15 protein-coding genes are annotated in these 14,124 nt (G+C 69.6%); 12 read left to right on the top strand and 3 right to left on the bottom strand.

The features are described from left to right. The first annotated feature begins 135 nt into the window (after window positions 1–135). A complete protein-coding gene (gene cobA / locus CKO43_RS26320) occupies window positions 136–1,605 on the top strand; it encodes a uroporphyrinogen-III C-methyltransferase (RefSeq protein WP_200378925.1) in 1,470 nt (489 codons plus the stop codon). Here the strand turns inward: cobA and CKO43_RS13155 are convergent. Together CKO43_RS13155 and CKO43_RS13150 are read right to left on the bottom strand one after the other, a co-directional pair. Continuing rightward, the gene (locus CKO43_RS13155) at window positions 1,554–2,573 is read right to left on the bottom strand and encodes an LLM class flavin-dependent oxidoreductase (protein WP_200378924.1); all 1,020 of its coding nucleotides are present in this window, start codon (window positions 2,571–2,573) and stop codon (window positions 1,554–1,556) included. The genes cobA and CKO43_RS13155 overlap by 52 nt on opposite strands. Continuing rightward, window positions 2,573–4,153, bottom strand: coding sequence for a GMC family oxidoreductase N-terminal domain-containing protein (locus CKO43_RS13150; protein ID WP_200378923.1), 1,581 nt, complete (start codon window positions 4,151–4,153; stop codon window positions 2,573–2,575). Before CKO43_RS13150 ends, CKO43_RS13155 begins: the two co-directional genes overlap by 1 nt. Window positions 4,154–4,374: 221 nt before the next feature. Between CKO43_RS13150 and CKO43_RS13145 the strand changes: the two genes are divergently transcribed. After that, window positions 4,375–6,228 carry an ABC transporter ATP-binding protein gene (locus CKO43_RS13145; protein WP_200229030.1) on the top strand — a complete coding sequence of 618 codons (1,854 nt, stop codon included), beginning with the start codon at window positions 4,375–4,377 and terminating at the stop codon, window positions 6,226–6,228. A gap of 71 nt (window positions 6,229–6,299) precedes the next feature. On the opposite strand, the gene CKO43_RS13140 is transcribed toward CKO43_RS13145, so the two are convergent. Beyond that, complete coding sequence (locus CKO43_RS13140; RefSeq protein WP_200378922.1) at window positions 6,300–6,647, bottom strand: hypothetical protein; 348 nt, start codon at window positions 6,645–6,647, stop codon at window positions 6,300–6,302. 186 nt (window positions 6,648–6,833) lie between these two features. Here CKO43_RS13140 and CKO43_RS13135 point away from each other — a divergent pair, with 186 nt between their 5' ends. The 10 genes from CKO43_RS13135 (at window position 6,834) to CKO43_RS13090 (ending at window position 13,786) form a co-directional block, all read left to right on the top strand. Then, a complete protein-coding gene (locus CKO43_RS13135; RefSeq protein ID WP_346728252.1) occupies window positions 6,834–9,263 on the top strand; it encodes a YgiQ family radical SAM protein in 2,430 nt (809 codons plus the stop codon). A gap of 150 nt (window positions 9,264–9,413) precedes the next feature. After that, the gene (locus CKO43_RS13130; protein ID WP_200231799.1) at window positions 9,414–9,644 is read left to right on the top strand and encodes an addiction module protein; all 231 of its coding nucleotides are present in this window, start codon (window positions 9,414–9,416) and stop codon (window positions 9,642–9,644) included. Beyond that, window positions 9,641–9,943, top strand: coding sequence for a type II toxin-antitoxin system RelE/ParE family toxin (locus tag CKO43_RS13125; protein WP_200378921.1), 303 nt, complete (start codon window positions 9,641–9,643; stop codon window positions 9,941–9,943). Before CKO43_RS13130 ends, CKO43_RS13125 begins: the two co-directional genes overlap by 4 nt. Window positions 9,944–10,359: 416 nt before the next feature. After that, complete coding sequence (locus CKO43_RS26435) at window positions 10,360–10,944, top strand: PAAR domain-containing protein (RefSeq protein WP_200378920.1); 585 nt, start codon at window positions 10,360–10,362, stop codon at window positions 10,942–10,944. 73 nt (window positions 10,945–11,017) lie between these two features. Then, window positions 11,018–11,530, top strand: coding sequence for a hypothetical protein (locus CKO43_RS13115; protein WP_200378919.1), 513 nt, complete (start codon window positions 11,018–11,020; stop codon window positions 11,528–11,530). 100 nt (window positions 11,531–11,630) lie between these two features. Beyond that, window positions 11,631–11,843, top strand: coding sequence for a hypothetical protein (locus CKO43_RS13110; protein ID WP_200378918.1), 213 nt, complete (start codon window positions 11,631–11,633; stop codon window positions 11,841–11,843). Beyond that, window positions 11,843–12,205: a hypothetical protein gene (locus tag CKO43_RS13105; protein WP_200378917.1), complete on the top strand. Its 363-nt coding sequence runs from the start codon at window positions 11,843–11,845 to the stop codon at window positions 12,203–12,205. Before CKO43_RS13110 ends, CKO43_RS13105 begins: the two co-directional genes overlap by 1 nt. 59 nt (window positions 12,206–12,264) lie before the next feature. Next, window positions 12,265–12,423 (top strand): hypothetical protein, encoded by a 159-nt coding sequence (locus tag CKO43_RS13100; protein WP_200378916.1) that lies wholly within the window; start codon window positions 12,265–12,267, stop codon window positions 12,421–12,423. Beyond that, on the top strand, window positions 12,413–13,132 hold the full coding sequence (locus CKO43_RS13095) for a uridine kinase family protein (protein ID WP_200378915.1): 720 nt from the start codon (window positions 12,413–12,415) through the stop codon (window positions 13,130–13,132). Before CKO43_RS13100 ends, CKO43_RS13095 begins: the two co-directional genes overlap by 11 nt. Window positions 13,133–13,150: 18 nt before the next feature. Next, a complete protein-coding gene (locus tag CKO43_RS13090; protein WP_200378914.1) occupies window positions 13,151–13,786 on the top strand; it encodes a cysteine hydrolase family protein in 636 nt (211 codons plus the stop codon). The last annotated feature ends 338 nt before the right edge of the window (window positions 13,787–14,124 follow it).

Here is a 14,124-nt window from a genome sequence, read left to right as displayed (position 1 = left end):
GCGGGGAAGCAGGCGGCCGTCGACCGTCGCCTCCATGTCCCTGCTGCCGCCTTCCATTCCTGCCGCCTGTCGCGGCTGCCCCGTTGTCGTGCCCGCGCGGCGCCCCCGGCCCTCGCTCCGTCCGGAGGGCTGGCGATGAACGCCGCCGGGTCCTTCGGCTCGGTGCCGGTTTCTCCCTGGCCCGAGGGCAGTGTCTGCCTCGTCGGCGCCGGCCCAGGCGCCGCCGACCTGCTGACGCTGCGTGCCTGGCACCGGCTGCTGCAGGCCGAGGTCGTCGTGCACGACCGCCTGCTCGCGCCCGAGGTGCTGGCGCTGCTGCCGCCCGACACCGAACGTCTGGACGTCGGCAAGGCCGCCGGCCACCACTCGGTGCCGCAGCCGCAGATCCAGGCGCTGCTGATCGAACACGCGCGCCGCGGCCGGCGTGTCCTGCGGCTCAAGGGCGGTGACCCGTATCTCTTCGGCCGCGGCGGCGAGGAGGTGCAGGCGCTGCTCGAAGCCGGCATCGGCGTCGAGGTCGTGTCCGGCGTGACCGCCGCCAGCGGCTGCGGCGCGGCCGCCGGCATCCCGCTGACGCACCGCGACCTGGCGCGCCACTGCGTGCTGCTGCCGGGCCATTTCGCCGACGACACCGCGCCCGACTGGGCGGCGCTGGCCCAGCCGCAGCAGACGCGTGTCTTCTACATGGGCGTGCGCCGGCTGGCGCACATCGCCGCCGAGCTGCAGCGCCACGGCCTGGCGCCGGACACACCGGCGGCGCTGGTCTTCGACGGCACGCGGGAGAGCCAGAGCGTCGTCGCCACCGGGCTGGCGGCGCTGGCGGCGCAGGCGCCGGCTTATGACGAACGCCCCGGGCTGTTGATCGTCGGCGAGACGGTGCGGCTGTCGCCGCACTACCGCGAGGCCGAAGCCGTGGCGCCTGCGGCCCCGCCCGGCGGCGAACATTACGGCCCGGCCGACCGTGCCCGGCTGCAGCGCCTGCTGGCCGGACGCCGCGACATGCGCCATTTCCGCCGCGGCCAGAACATCGAGCCGCAGACGCTCGATCGGCTGCTGCAGGCCGCCAACCAGGCGCCATCGGTCGGCATGATGCAGCCCTGGCGCTACCTGCGCGTGCGCGACGCCGCGCTGCGCGAACGCATTGCCGACATCGTCGCTGCCGAACGCGACGCCACCGCCGCTGCGCTCGGCGAACGCGCCGCCGACTTCCTGCGGCTGAAGGTCGAAGGCATACGCGAATGCGCCGAGTTGCTGGTCGCGGCCCTGCCGCCCGACGACGGCACCGTCTTCGGCCGGCGCACGATGCCGCGCGAGATGGTCGTGTGTTCGCTCGCCTGCTCGATCCAGAACCTTTGGCTCGCCGCGCGCGTCGAGAACCTGGGGCTGGGCTGGGTCTCGATGTTCGAGCCGGCGCGGCTGGCCGAGCTGCTGGCGATGCCGGCCGGCGCCGAGCCGCTGGCCATCCTCTGCCTCGGGCCGGTCGAGGCCTTCTACGCCGCGCCGATGCTGGAGCAGGAAGGCTGGCGCACGCGCCGGCCCTGGCAGGACGCGGTCTACGAGGACGTCTGGGGCGCGAGCCCGAACTCGCGCGCCAGCAGCGTGTAGGAGCGCTGGCGCACGGCTTCGTCGTGGGCCCAGGTGTTGACGACGACGTGCTCCAGCGCCAGCCGCCCGGCCAGCGCCTGCAGCCGCGCGGCGACGTCGGCGGCGGCACCGACGAGGGTCTTGGCGCGGGAGCCCGCCAGCAGCGCCTCTTCGTCGGCTTCGAAGCCGGTGAGCGCGACGTCCTCCGGCCGCGGCAGCGCCCCGAGCCGGCCACGCTGGCGGTCCAGCCACCAGCGTTCGCGCGACAGCGCGTGAAAGCGCGCGCTCGCATCGTCGTCGGCGGCCAGGGCCCAGACGCAGATCGTCGCCTCGGGCCGCGGGTGGCGCGCGCTCGGCCGGTACAGGCCGCGGTACAGGTCCAGCGCCGCCTCGACGCCCTGGCCGTCGGCGAAGAAATAGGCGAAGGCGTATGGCAGCCCCATGTGCGCCGCCAGCTGCGCGCCGTAGGTCGAGCTGCCGAGGATCCAGACCTCGGGCGTGCGGGCGGGCCCGGCGCCCTCGGGTGCCCGCGGGTGGGCGACGATGCCGCCGTGGCGGGTGCCGCCGACCCAGGCCTGCAGGTCGGCCACCGCCTGCGGGAAGTCTTCGGCCGCCTGCAGCGCGTTCGGGTTCAATGCTGCCGCGGTGCGCATGTCGCCGCCGGGCGCGCGGCCGACACCGAGGTCGATGCGCCCCGGCGCCAGCGCATCGAGCACGCGGAACTGCTCGGCCACCTTCAGCGGCGCGTAGTGCGGCAGCATCACGCCGGCGCTGCCCAGGCGCATGCGCCGGGTGCGCGCCGCGATCGCCGCCAGCAGCACTTCGGGCGCGGTGCCGGCCAGCGCCGCCAGGTTGTGGTGTTCGCTGACCCAGAAACGTTCGTAGCCCAGCGCTTCGCAGTGTTCGGCGAGCGCGACGCTGGCGCGGATCGCTTCGTCCTCGCCGCGGCCGGCGGCCGCGGGCGACTGGTCGAGCACCGACAGCCGCATCAGGCGTTGGCGCGGCGGATCATGTCCGCCGCCTTCTCGCCGATCATGATGGTCGGCGCGTTGGTGTTTCCGGAAACGATGCTCGGCATGATCGACGCGTCGGCAATGCGCAGGCCCGCGATGCCCTTGACCCGCAGTTCGGCGTCGACCACGTCGTCGGCGCCCGGGCCCATGCGGCAGCTGCCCACCGGGTGGTAGATGGTGTCGGCCTTGGCGCGTACCCAGCGCTCCAGCGCCGCTTCGTCGAGGCCGGCAGCCGTTGGCTGGCCGCCACCGGCCAGCGCCGGCTGCGCCAGGATGCGGTGCGTCAGGCGCACGCCGGCCATCAGGCGGCGCAGGTCGTCCGGGTCGCTGAGAAAACCCGGGTCGATGCGCGGCGGCGCCAGCGGGTCGGGGCTGGCGAGCGCGACGCTGCCGCGGCTCTTGGGCCGCAGCACGCAGACGTGCGCCGACCAGCCGTGCCCCAGCACCGTGCTGCGGCCGTGGTCGACGAGCTTGCCGATGACGAAGTGCAGCTGGATGTCGGGCCGCGCCTCGTCGTTGCGCGTGCGCAGGAAGGCGCCGGCCTCGGCGAAGTTGGTCGTCAGCATGCCGCTGCGCTGCGCGCGCCACTGCTGCACGCCGCCGAGCACGCGCCAGGCGCCGCCGACCGAGACCCCGACCGTGTCCCGGGCCTGCGGCGCGTCGACCAGCAGCACGACGTCGGGGTGGTCGTGCAGATGGCGGCCGACACCCGGCAGCTCGTGCAGCACCGGCAGCCCCAGCGCCTGCAGCTCGGCCCCCGGGCCTATTCCCGAGAGCAGCAGCAGCTGCGGCGACTGCAGCGCGCCGGCCGCCAGCACGACCTCGCGCCGCGCCTGCAGCACGCGCCGCGTGCCGCCCTGCAGCACTTCGACGCCGACGGCGCGCCGGCCCTCCAGCACGAGCTTCAGCGCCTGCGCACCCGTGATCACCTCGAGGTTGGGGCGCGCCAGCGCCGGTGCCAGATAGGCCTTGGCAGCGCTGAAACGTTCGCCGCCCCGGTGCGTCACCTGGTAGTAGCCGACGCCTTCCTGGCTGGCGCCGTTGAAGTCGGGGTTCTCGTCGAAGCCCGCCTGGCGCGCGGCCTCGATGAAACGCTGCGACCAGGGGTTGGGCTCGGGCAGGTCCATCACGTTGAGCGGGCCGCCGCCGCCGTGCCAGGCGCTGGCGCCGCGTTCGTTGTGTTCGGCCTTCAGGAAGTAGGGCAGCACCTCGGCCCAGCTCCAGCCGGGGTTGCCGGCGGCGGCCCAGCCGTCGTAGTCCTCGTGCTGGCCGCGGATGTAGATCATCGCGTTGATCGAACTCGAGCCGCCCAGCACCTTGCCGCGCGGCTGGTAGCCGCTGCGCCCGCCAAGCCCGGGCTGGGGCGCGGTGGCGAAAGCCCAGTTGGCCTGGCCGGTGCGCGCCATCAGCGCGATGCCGGCGGGGCAGTGGATCAGCGCGCTGCGGTCGGCGTCGCCGGCCTCGATCAGCGCGACCCGGGCCTGCGGGTCTTCGGACAGGCGCGCGGCGAGCACGCAGCCCGCCGAACCGCCGCCGACGATCAGATAGTCGTACACGCTTGTCTCCGTGTTTTTGGTTTTCGGGCCATCTTAGCCAGCGCCATTGGAGAGTTCGCTCCAGAGCCGGCGGCGGCTGTCACTCCCGTGTCCGCTGCGGGGGCTCGGCTGGCGTGGACACGCCGGTTGCCGATAATCGCCACCCCTGCGGCCGCCCCGGCCGCCCGCCGCGGCGCCCGTCCGCCGCAGCCGCGCCCACGAGGCGCCACGGAGACCACAGCTTGTTCCAGCGTTTCGAACGCCTGGTGCATCCCTACCCGGATGCGCTGCCGCCCACACCGCCGAAGACCTTCTTCGCCTTCCTCTGGGAATGCTCGCGTGGCATGCGCGGGCTGCTGCTCGCGCTGACGCTGCTGACCGCCGGCATCGGCGCCTTCGAGGCGCTGCTGTTCAGCATGATGGCCCACGTCATCGACGTGCTCGCCAAAGTCGACCCGGCGCGGCTGTGGCAGCAGGAAGGCCACACGCTGACGCTGCTGGCCGGCGTGCTGGTGGCCAGCATCGTGCTCGCCGGCGTGCAGGCGCTGGTCAAGTACCAGTCGCTGTTCGGCAACTTCCCGATGCGCCTGCGCTGGGACTTCCACCGCCAGCTGCTCGAGCAGAGCATGGGCTTCTACCAGGACGAGTTCGCCGGCCGCATCGCCACCAAGGTGATGCAGACCGCGCTGGCGGTGCGCGACACCTGGCTGATCCTGGCCGACATCCTGGTCTACGTGCTGATCTATTTCGTCACGCTGGTGGGCATCGTCGGCAGCTTCGACCTGTGGCTGGTGCTGCCCTTCGCCGGCTGGCTGGCGCTGTACGGCCTGTGCCTGGCCTTCTTCGTGCCGCGGCTGGGCAAGGTGGGGCAGAAGCAGGCCGACGCGCGCTCGCTGATGACCGGGCGCATCACCGACGCCTACACCAACATCGCCACCGTCAAGCTGTTCTCGCACTCGCAGCGCGAGGCGCGTTTCGCGCGCAGCGCGATGCAGGAGTTCATGGGCACGGTGCATGCGCAGATGCGCCTGGTGAGCGGCTTCGAGATCGCCAACCAGGCGCTGAGCGTGGGCCTGATCGCGTCGACCGCGGGCGTGTGCCTGTGGCTGTGGACGCAGGGCCAGGTCGGCGTCGGCGCGGTCGCCGCGGCCACCGCGATGGCCTTCCGCCTGAACGGCATCTCGCATTGGGTGATGTGGGAGATGGCCTCGCTGTTCGAGCACATCGGCACCGTGCACGACGGCATCGCCACGCTGGCCAAGACCCGCAGCGTGCTCGACAAGCCCGAGGCCAAACCGCTGGAGGTGTCGCGCGGCGAGATCCGCTTCGACGACGTGCGTTTCTCCTACGACCCGCGCAGGCCGGTGCTCGACGAGTTCTCGCTCGTCATCCGCCCGGGCGAGAAGATCGGCCTGGTCGGGCGCTCGGGCGCGGGCAAGAGCACCGTCGTCAACCTGCTGCTGCGGCTGTACGACATCGATTCTGGCCGGATCACGATCGACGGCCAGGACATCGCCGGCGTCACCCAGACCAGCCTGCGCGCCGCCGTCGGCATGGTGACGCAGGACACCTCGCTGCTGCACCGTTCGGTGCGCGACAACATCCTCTACGGCCGGCCCGACGCCGGCGACGAGGACATGCGCCGCGCCGCCGAACGTGCCGCCGCGGCCGACTTCATCGCCGGCCTGGCCGACGCCAAGGGCCGCCAGGGCTACGACGCCCACGTCGGCGAACGCGGCGTCAAGCTCTCGGGCGGCCAGCGCCAGCGCATCGCGATCGCACGCGTGATGCTGAAGGACGCGCCCATCCTGCTGCTGGACGAAGCCACCAGCGCGCTGGACAGCGAGGTCGAGTCGGCGATCCAGGACAGCCTGTACAAGCTGATGGAAGGCAAGACGGTGGTCGCGATCGCGCACCGGCTGTCGACGATCGCGGCGATGGACCGGCTGGTGGTGATGGACCGCGGCCGCATCGTCGAGGTCGGCGACCACCGCAGCCTGCTGGCTGCCGGCGGCCTGTACGCGCGGCTGTGGGCGCACCAGAGCGGCGGTTTCCTCGGCGCGGACGACGAGGACGCGGCGGCGACGGCCGGCTGACAGGTCCTGCGGCGCCGCGCGCCTGTCGCAGGCCCGCAAGCGCTGTCACGCGCGGGGCCGACGCCGCTTGTCTAGCGCGGCGGCGGCTCTTCCATCGCCTGCGTCGGCGCGAACGGGCGCATCTCGGGCGTCATCGTCATCGGCTGGGTCTCGGGCCAGTCGGCGCCGCGGCGCTCGGCGGGGGCCAGGGCGCGGTCGAGCGCGGCGCGGCGCTCCGCCTGGTCGCCGGCCGGCGCCGGCGTGTCGAGCTGCCGCACCAGTGCGCGTGCCGTCTCCTCGGCGGCAAAGCGCGAGTTCTCGGCATCTTCCAGCCGGCGCCGCAGTTGGGTGACGCGGCTCCGGTTCCACAGGGCCGCGGCGCCGCTGAAGGCGGCGAACACGAGCGCGGCGGCGAGCAGCGGGGGCCAGTAAGCGTCCATCGAGGCGCTATCGACCGCGTTCGGCCGCACTTGAGCATTTGCGCGAACCGCAAGAGCCGAGCGCGACGGAACACACGCCCGGTGGCTCGAGGCGCCGCCAGACCGGGCCCGGGCCGGCCCTGACGCCACATGGGGCGGGCGCGGGCGGCGACAATCGCCGGTTAGCCCAAAACCCGAGAAATACCCGTGTCCAGCCCCCCGACCCCGCCGCGCCCGGCGCGTGCCCTCACCGGCTACAAGCCGTTCTGGGCCAAGCGTTTCGGCCCCGCGCGTTTCCTGCCGACCTCGCGGCAGGAGATGGAGGCGCTGGGCTGGGACTCCTGCGACATCGTCATCGTCACCGGCGACGCCTACGTCGACCACCCGAGCTTCGGCATGGCCGTGATCGGGCGTGTGCTCGAGGCCCAGGGTTTTCGCGTCGGCATCATCGCCCAGCCCGAGTGGAACGCGGTCGAATCGTTCCAGGCGCTGGGGCGACCGAACCTGTTCTTCGGCATCGCTGCCGGGAACATGGATTCGATGATCAACCACTACACGGCCGACCGCCGCATCCGCAGCGACGACGCCTACACCGCGGGAGCCGCCGCCGGCAAACGCCCCGACCGCGCGACGCTGGTCTACACCCAGCGCTGCCAGCAGGCCTACAAGGACGTGCCGGTGGTCATCGGCGGCATCGAGGCCAGCCTGCGCCGCATCGCCCACTACGACTACTGGCAGGACAAGGTGCGGCGCTCCATCCTCGCCGACACCAAGGCCGATCTGCTGGTCTACGGCAACGCCGAACGCGCCATCGTCGAGATCGCCCACCGCCTGGCGCGGCGCGAGCCCATCGAGGCGATGACCGACATCCGCGGCACCGCCTTCCTGGTGCGCAGCGCCTTCGCGCCTCAGGGTTTCGTCGAGATCGACTCGAGCGAGGTCGACCTGCCCGGGCGCGTAGACGCGCTGGCCAACCCCTACGAGCCGCCCGACCACACCGCCGCCAGCGACGCCCCGGCGCTGGCCGTGCCCGCCGGTGGCGACGACATCACCGTGATCGACGCCGAAACCGGCGCGCTGAGCACGGTGGCCGAGCACCCGATCAGCTTCGTGCCGCGGCGTGCCGCGCGCGCCGCGCCGCCGCCGCGCGACCGCACCGTGATCCGCATGCCCTCGTACGAGCAGGTCAGGGCCGACCCGGTGCTCTACGCCCACGCCAGCCGCGTGCTGCACCTGGAGACCAACCCCGGCAACGCGCGCGCGCTGGTGCAGCGCCACGGCGAGCGCGACGTCTGGATCAACCCGCCGCCGCTGCCGCTGGCGATGGCGGAGATGGACCACGTCTTCGACCTGCCGTACGCCCGCAGCCCGCACCCGCGCTACGCCGACGAGTTCGGCCGCCACGACGGCGCGACCAAGATCCCGGCCTGGGAGATGATCCGCTTCAGCGTGAACATCATGCGCGGCTGTTTCGGCGGCTGCAGCTTCTGCTCGATCACCGAGCACGAGGGCCGCATCATCCAGAGCCGCAGCGCCGACAGCATCGTGCGCGAGGTCGAGCAGATGCGCGCCATGCCGGGCTTCACCGGCGTCGTCAGCGACCTGGGCGGGCCGACGGCCAACATGTACCGGCTGGGCTGCAAGAGCCCGGAGATCGAGTCCGCCTGCCGCAAGCCGAGCTGCGTCTACCCCGACATCTGCCAGAACCTGCGCACCGACCACGGCCCGCTGGTGAAGATCTACCGCCGCGTGCGCGAGCTGCCGGGCGTGAAGAAGGTGCTGATCGGCTCGGGGCTGCGCTACGACCTGGCGGTCAAGAGCCTGGAGTACACGCGCGAGCTGGTGTCGCACCACGTCGGCGGTTATCTGAAGATCGCGCCCGAGCACACCGAAGGCGGGCCGCTGTCGAAGATGATGAAGCCGGGCATCGGCGCCTACGACCGCTTCAAGCAGTTGTTCGACCAGTTCAGCGCCGAGGCGGGCAAGAAGCAGTACCTGATCCCGTACTTCATCGCCGCGCACCCGGGCACGACCGACGAGGACATGATGAACCTCGCGCGCTGGCTCAAGCACCACGGTTTCAAGGCCGACCAGGTGCAGACCTTCTACCCCAGCCCGATGGCCACCGCGACGGCGATGTACCACACCGGGCTGAACCCGCTGAAGGGCGTGCACCGCGACGAACGCGGCGAGCGTGTCGACGTCGTGCGCGGCGAGCGCCGCCGGCGGCTGCACAAGGCCTTTTTGCGCTGGCACGACCCGAACAACTGGCCGCTGCTGCGCGAGGCACTGAAGGAGATGGGCCGTGCCGACCTGATCGGCAACGGCAAGCAGCACCTGATCCCGAGCTACCAGCCCGCCATCGACGGCGGCTACCAGAGCGCACGGCGCAAGAACAGCACGCCGCCGGGCAAGGGGACGATGCTGACGCAGCACACGGGGCTGCCGCCGCGGGCGGGGTTGCCTTGCGGGCGGGCGAAGGCGGGTGCTGCTGGCGGCGCGGCGGGTGCTGCGGCCGCTCCGGGGCGGGGTGGCGCGGGGAAGGTGGCTGCTGTGCCTGCCGCGGCTGAGCGCCGCGGGCCGGGCGTGGGCGGCAAGGCACCTGTGGGCGGCAAGGGTCAGGGGCGCAAGCGCTGAGGTCGGGTGCCGTGCTGGTCGCGGTCTGAGTTGGACGGGGTTTGGCCCGCGGCCGGTTCTTCGTCTGCGCTGGGCCCCTCGTGGGCTTCACTGCCGTCGGCAACCTCGCATCACGCCGGGTAGACTGGGCTTCCGTTCTTCGGAGTCGCCATGCCGGACACCGCCGCCGAACTCGCAGCACGTGGCAAGCAACTGCCCCGCGAGGAGCGCGAGCGCCTCGTCGATGAACTGCTAGAGTCGCTGAACGAGCCGGCGGTCGTCGAACTCGACGCGGCGTGGGCCGTCGAGATCGAGCGTCGGCTGGCCGCATATGACCGCGGGGAGGTCCAGGCGCTTCCCGCCGAAGAGGTCTTTTCCAAGGCCCGCGTTCTCGCGAAGTGAGCGCGGTTCGTTTCCTGCCCGAAGCCGCGCGCGAGCTGTTGCACGAGGTCGAGTACTACTCGAAGGCCAGGACCGGGGTCGGGATTCGGTTCCAGGCGGCAGTCGAAGCGGCACTGGAGCGGGCTGTGCGCCATCCGATGGGTGGTGCCCCTTCGCCCCAAGCCACGCGCAGCGTGCTGGTGAAGGGTTTCCCGTTCAGCATCGTCTATCGCCTCTCGCCGGATGGCTTGCTGGTCGTCGCAGTCGCTCCTCATCGTCGGCGGTCCGACTACTGGAGCGCGCGGGTGGGTGAGGCCTGAGCATCCGTTCGTTGCGGGCGTGAAGGCGGTCCACGTCGTCGCCGTGCCGTTCACCGTCTTCGGTGCCGCGTTCTCCCGGTGGCTCGGGTGATGTCGACGCTACGCCTCCTGTTCGACTGTTCGTAGAACCGGCGCGAACCCGACGCGTTCGGGTGCCAGGTTCACGGCACCCGGCAGGTGAAGCCCGACAGCCCCGACGAATCCCTTATGCCAACAGGGCGCACGCGGCCGCCGGATCTCGAGTCGCCCCGAATGGGGTTGCCGCTCCGCCCGGCGGGTGTGATAACCGCGTGACGGCCTGCCGCCTTCAACACATTGGTTGTCGCCGATGCCTGAGCGCGATCGGTCCGCGACTGCGCTTCCTCGGATTACAAGTGAGCGGCAACTGTGCTAATGGGTCATCTGGGGTCTGAAAAATGCCGGCAATGATCGTTATGGGCGACAAGACGGACCACGGCGGTGAAGTCATCGAGTGCTCCGAAATAACTGACACGCACGGGAGGCGAATTGCCCGCGTCGGAGACAAGGTGCGCTGCCCGAAGAAGGGACACGGCACCACCGTGATCGTGACGGGAGACGACACGATGCTGATCGATGGGAAGGCCGTTGCCTACCACGGCTGCAGGACTTCATGCGGTGCCACCTTGCTCTCAAGCCAGACGGCCACCACGGTTGAACTCGACGGCGCCGTTGGAGTATCGGCGGTGACCCATGCTGTCGCCGCGGCATCAGGGCAGGCCGCGATCGAATCGGTCAAAAGGTCGCTATTCGATCTGCGATTTCTGCTGAAAGATGAAATGACCGGTCGTCCCGTCGTGAGCATGTCCTATAGGATTACGCTGGAATCCGGCGAAGAGTTCATTGGCAATAGCGATTCGGATGGCTTGACCCAGTTGGTGGGTTCAGACACGCGATGCGCGGCGAACATCGAGGCTCCTTATTATGGTGACATCTCGAGCGACTCTTACCCCTGCGACGGACACGGCCCCTGCTGTTGTTAGCGTCCCGGCGGCAGATCCAAGCGGCGCGCACTGGTGTGTGCGCTTTGCTGGTAGCCGTTCCGTTACGGCCTGCATGGAGCCGTTCAGGGCGAACGTCACATCGTTCATCGCTGCGCTACGTGCCGCGGGCGCGTCGGTAACCGTGTCAGCTACCTATCGTCCGCCGCAGCGTGCATATCTGATGCACTGGAGCTGGATGATTGTCAACATAGGTATCGACCCTCGAACGATCCCGAAGATGGCTGGTGTCAATATCAGATGGGACCACGTTGATGCGGCGGGCGTCTACGCTGCCGCGGACTCACTGGCCGGCGCGCAGGGCATGGTAGACGGATACGACATGCAGAACCTCATGACGGCTCCTGCGCTCAACTCCCGGCATACGGTCGGTGCGGCCATCGATATGTCGATCTCGTGGGTCGACACATTGCCTGTCAAAGACGCGGGTGGCAACACTGAAAACATTACGAGCCAACCACGAAACGGCATGAACGTCCGCCTTGCGGCAATTGGAGCAAGTTATGGAGTCATCAAGTACAACGGATCTGGAACCGACAGGCCACATTGGTCGGATACGGGAAGATGACTTCGGTCTCGCTCGCATAACGGCCACACTCTTCGCAGCGCTGGCTATTGCCGCGTGCAGCACCCGTGCAGAAGAAGACCTCGCTGACTTCAGGAAGTTCGTGGACGAAAGAGAAGCGTGCGAGCACTTCGCGGGCGAGATACCCGATCCGCCTGATCCTGAGCGCATGAAGGAAGTCCTTGAGCAGATTCAACTCTATTGCGCCGGAACGGATGCGCGGCTGGCCGCGCTGAAGTCGAAGTATGCGAATAACATCAAGGTCATGTCGAAGCTGAACGAGTATGATGAAATAATCGAAAGAGCGAGGCGCTGATGCCCCGAAGCAATCGCTTTGGTTTATTCTGGTGCATCCGGCAAGCTGGCATGTTGGTTCGATGCCAGCAATGGCAAGTTTCCCCGCTGCGCCGCCCTGGGCGCAATTTTGACGTTGCGGCATCTGACGTGCTTCGATCGTATCGCAAAGGAATATTAACTGCTGCTCTGGCATTCTCCGGCTGCGCCACGCAGTGCGCCGAACAGCGAGACCTTGACGGCTTCATCCAGCGTCGAGCCGTTTGCGACCATTTTCGAGGCGAACTACCGGACCCCGCGGATACGGCGCGCATGAATGAAATCGTCAAGAACGCAAACGAATTCTGTGCAGGTACCGACGCGCAACTGCGGGCGCTCAAATAGAAATACGCTCTCGACGCCGATGCCATGACGAGACTGCGTTAGTACGAAGAGGAAGTGGAATGAAGGCGCGCCGCGCCGGCTTCGACGCCCAGCGGGCGGTGTTGAAGGCCCAGGCGGCGCGGAACCCCGCGAATGCGCCCAACGATCAGGCGCTCGACCGTCTGGCACGATGTTTCGGCCGGCCTTATGTGGAGGCCGTTGCCTGCCATGCATCCTGAGATCCTTGTCGAAGCAGATTTCCGAGATCGCGGCTCGAGCCTGAACCTGCCCCGGGCGCTGGCCGATCGGGTACGTATATCCCTTGAAGGATGCGGCGCGCCGTTCGTCGTCGCCCTCTGCGGCTGGGCCGACACCGGCAAATCGACCGTGGCCGCGCAACTCGTGGCGGGCTTGGGGCGGCTCGGCATCGCCGCCGACGCGATCTCGACCGACGACTTCATGCGCGACCGCGCCGAGCGCGACGCCATCGGCATCAGCGGCTACGACCTCCGGTCGATCGACATGGCGGCTTTGCAGGAGGCGATCGTCTGTTTTCTCGAGCGCAAGCCGTTCTGCGTGCACCGCTACGACAACAAAACGGGCACGAAGAGCGCCGAGCCGAGGACGGTGTCCCCTGTGGACGTGCTCGTGGTCGAAGGCATCCATTCGCTTCACCCCGAGCTCGCGCCTCACTCCGGCCTGAAGGTCTTCATCGATGCCGACGAGGCTGTGGCGTTCGAGCTGCGTGTACGCGCCAACCAGCGCAAGCGGGGCATGTCGGCGTGCGATGCGGCGGCCAGGGTTCCGAGCGAGTGGAAGGACTACAGCACCTGGGTGCGTCCTCGTCGCGAGCACGCCGACCTTGTCGTCCAGGTCGACCTGGAGTTCCGTTATCGCTGGGTCAGGACCGGCCCGTCTGCGGGTTTGATCGACCGCGAAACGGCATGAACGTCGAAGATGCCAGGCTTGGAGCGGGTCATGCGGTCATCAGGAGCGACGGATCCAGAGTTGACAGGAGACTTCGTCAGCACGAAGAGGAAGTGGAATGACGGGCCCACCCTCCTCGTCATCGACGTCCAGATCGGCCTGAATTCCCCCGAATACGGCCCCCGCGGCAACCCCTCTTGCCTGTCGAATGTCGCCGGGCTTCTTCAAGCCTGGCGCGGCCGCCGTCTTCCGGTGATCTTCACCCGCCACGTCTCCTCCCGCCCCGATTCGCCGCTCGCCCCGGGTGCGCCGGGCCTGGCAATCGAGGCCGCCGTCGCGCCTCATCCTGGCGAGCCGGTCTTCGACAAGCGCACGAACAGCCCGTTCAAGCTGCCGGCTTTCGTGCAAGCCCTGGCGCCGCCGGGTCCGCATCACGAGCTGGTCATCGTCGGCCTCGCCACCGATGCCTGCGTCACCGCGGCGGCGCGTGAAGCCAAGGACCTCGGCTACGAGGTGACCGTGGTGCACGACGCCTGCGCCAGCTTCGACCGGCCCTCGCTGGGCGGTGCCGCGTTGCCGGCCGACCTGGTGCACGAGGTCTGCATCGCCGCGCTCGCGGCTTCTGGCATCACGCTGCGCAGCACGCAGGCGCAACGGTCGGCGCTGGGCGCGTGAAGGAGCCGCCGGCCCGGTCGCCGGTGCCGCAAGACCATGCCGTCCCCAGGGTAACCGCCCCTCGCCGTGCCGGATCCGCGCACGTTTTGCGCTCTCGCGTGCCTCATTGCTCACCCTTGTCGTGCACGCTGCTCGGCCGACAAAATCGCCATAAACGCTGTGCGATGATGTTTCGCAAGATCGGCGCCGTGCCGTACTGGGGTGGCCGGCGATCTGGGAACCCCCGCGCAGCCGTGTCGCGCCCTGCTGCACCGCGGCACCGCCGGTGAGCGCCGCGGCGAGCCCCGGCGCCTGGAAGCAGACGATGCCCATCAGGATCATCACGATGCAGTAGCGCG

The sequence above is a fragment of the Rubrivivax gelatinosus genome, assembly GCF_016583785.1.
GTDB classification, from domain to species: Bacteria; Pseudomonadota; Gammaproteobacteria; order Burkholderiales; family Burkholderiaceae_C; genus Rubrivivax; species Rubrivivax gelatinosus_B.
Note: the sequence above shows the minus strand (reverse complement) of the source record. Positions and strands in the feature narration are given on the sequence as shown.